Genomic DNA, 2,276 nt, shown 5'->3' on the forward strand with positions numbered 1-2,276 from the left:
ATAGTTAGCGTCCCAGGAGGGATTCGAACCCCCGACCCACAGCTTAGAAGGCTGTTGCTCTATCCTGCTGAGCTACTGGGACATCATGTTAAATTTAATTCAAATTACAAACATTATATCATAATAACGTCGTCCCGATTCTTTGGGTAGTTCAGTGAAGCATTTGAATCGGTACGTTGAAGCGATTGCTTCGCAGTTGATTCGGTCATGCTCTATCCTGCTGAGCTACTGGGACATTATAAATGTTTGCAATTTGTACACATCGTTACATTAACATTATGATGTGTGGTTTTAAAATATGTATGGAGCGGGTGAAGGGAATCGAACCCTCATCATCAGCTTGGAAGGCTGAGGTTTTACCACTAAACTACACCCGCGTATAAAAAATTTCATAAGCCAGGTTCGGTTGAGACTCCAAACCGTGCTTTTTCCTCTTCTCGTGAACTCAAGGATGTTGATCCGTCGGGGCAACTCGTAGTTTACTCGGTGGATGTATTGCTCGTGGCCACTAAACTACACCCGCATGAATTCAACAAAATCATGGATTAAATGATTGCTTTCGTTTGAAGCGGACAAGAATCATTATAGTAAGGAATGAGAACTTTGTCAATAGTCTAGCAGCAAAGAAATTATTCCTTTGCTGCTAAAGTTGTTTCAAGCTTCAAGTCAGACATCGGCTTTCCATTCACATGGTAAAATTGCAGATGAACGTCATCCGTTGAATCCCATTCTAGAATCGCGTAAGTCGGTTCTTCACGATCTCTAGGTAGTCTTAAGCTTCCTGGGTTGATAAACAACGTTTCATTTACCTTTTCGGCACCAGCGATATGAGAATGACCAAAGCAGGCTACTTGTGCTCCTACTTCTTCTGCACGATACGATAAGGGCATCAGTGTCGATTTAATTTGGTATAAGTGGCCATGTGTGACTAAGAACGTAACATCGCCTACGGTTACCACCTGATCGTTTTCCATTTCTGGTTCAAAGTCGCAATTGCCTTTGGCATAGTGGAAGTCCTGTAACTCTTCTGAATCGTGGGCAAGTTCAGAATCACCGCAATGGAGCATGGCGTCTACCTCATGTTTGTGGCGTTCTTTCACTTCTGTTACTTCTTCTGTCAGTCCGTGACTGTCACTCATAATCAATACTTTCGGCATAGTATCACCTCTTTAAGATTGATGCTTAAGCCACTCTTCAATTTGTTGAATGGCGTGATGTCGATGACTGATCGAATTTTTCTCTTCAGCGGAATACTCAGCCATTGTGCGCTTGGAGCCTTTCGGAATAAAGATCGGATCGTATCCGAATCCATTCGCTCCTGACGGCTCGTTTGCAATAGAGCCTTCACAATACCCTTTTTTCACAAAAGTCTCTTCTCCAGGTCGAGCTACCGCAACAGCACAGACGAAGCGGGCTGTTCTTTCTTCCCTAGGTACTCCCTGTAGCTCTTGCATCACTTTCTGAAGGTTCTTTGCATCATCTTTCTCTTCACCAGCATAACGAGCGGAGTAAACGCCTGGAGCACCATCTAAAGCATCTATGACCAGACCGGAATCATCCGCTACTACAGGCAGCTGAAACTGCTGAGACACGGCCTCCGCTTTGATCGTAGCATTTTCTGAAAAAGTGGTACCTGTCTCTTCAATGTCTTCCATTTCTTCTTCAAAGTCGAGTAAAGACTTCACTGATATATTATAGTTGGCAAACATTTGGCGGAATTCGCGGACTTTGCCTTCATTCTTTGTCGCTACAATCAATTCCTTCATGACTCTTTCGATGCTCCTGATACATGTTTTCCCGTAATAACGTCCGCCCAATCACCAATCGCTTCTTTTTGAAGCTCGACGAGGTCATTCACGCCTTCTTGAGCAAGGGAAAGCATGGTTTGCAGCTGAGGCATAGAGAACGTTGCTTCTTCTCCTGTTCCTTGCAGCTCAACGAATTCGCCCTGGCCTGTCATAACGACGTTCATATCCACGTGTGCACGACTGTCTTCTTCATAGCACAAATCAAGAATTTCTTCCCCGTCTGGAAGCACACCGACAGAAATAGCGGTTAAGAAATCGGTCACTGGAAGTTTCTTTAACGTTCCCTTTTCCACAAGTTTACCGAATGCAATCACTACGGCTACAAAGGCACCCGTAATAGAAGCTGTTCTTGTGCCGCCATCTGCCTGGATCACGTCACAATCCACCCATAGGGTCCGCTCACCGATTTGATCAAGGTCGACAACCGCTCTCAGCGCCCGTCCGATCAGGCGTTGGATTTCCATCGTT

General features: G+C 44.9%; 3 protein-coding genes and 2 tRNA genes. All 5 read right to left on the reverse strand.

Annotated features, from left to right (window positions below):
• Window positions 1-8 precede the first annotated feature (8 nt).
• A tRNA-Arg gene (locus tag LD39_RS20375) sits at window positions 9-82 on the reverse strand.
• Window positions 83-303: 221 nt separating this feature from the next.
• A tRNA-Gly gene (locus LD39_RS20380) sits at window positions 304-377 on the reverse strand.
• A 252-nt stretch (window positions 378-629) separates the two neighbouring features.
• A complete protein-coding gene (locus tag LD39_RS20385) occupies window positions 630-1,157 on the reverse strand; it encodes a metallophosphoesterase family protein (protein ID WP_035552944.1) in 528 nt (175 codons plus the stop codon).
• A gap of 12 nt (window positions 1,158-1,169) precedes the next feature.
• The gene (locus tag LD39_RS20390; protein ID WP_035552947.1) at window positions 1,170-1,766 is read right to left on the reverse strand and encodes an XTP/dITP diphosphatase; all 597 of its coding nucleotides are present in this window, start codon (window positions 1,764-1,766) and stop codon (window positions 1,170-1,172) included.
• Window positions 1,763-2,276 (reverse strand): ribonuclease PH (gene rph / locus LD39_RS20395; RefSeq protein ID WP_035552950.1); only part of this gene is annotated, 514 nt, incomplete at its 5' end. The genes rph and LD39_RS20390, both read right to left, overlap by 4 nt.

The sequence above is a fragment of the Halobacillus sp. BBL2006 genome (assembly GCF_000786645.1).
Taxonomy (GTDB): Bacteria; Bacillota; Bacilli; order Bacillales; family Halobacillaceae; genus Halobacillus.

Bases quoted from the DNA above. Each gene is read 5' to 3' on its own strand.
- LD39_RS20385 (WP_035552944.1), bottom strand. From the start codon at position 1,157: ATGCCGAAAGTATTGATTATGAGTGACAGTCACGGACTGACAGAAGAA.
- LD39_RS20390 (WP_035552947.1), bottom strand. From the start codon at position 1,766: ATGAAGGAATTGATTGTAGCGACAAAGAATGAAGGCAAAGTCCGCGAA.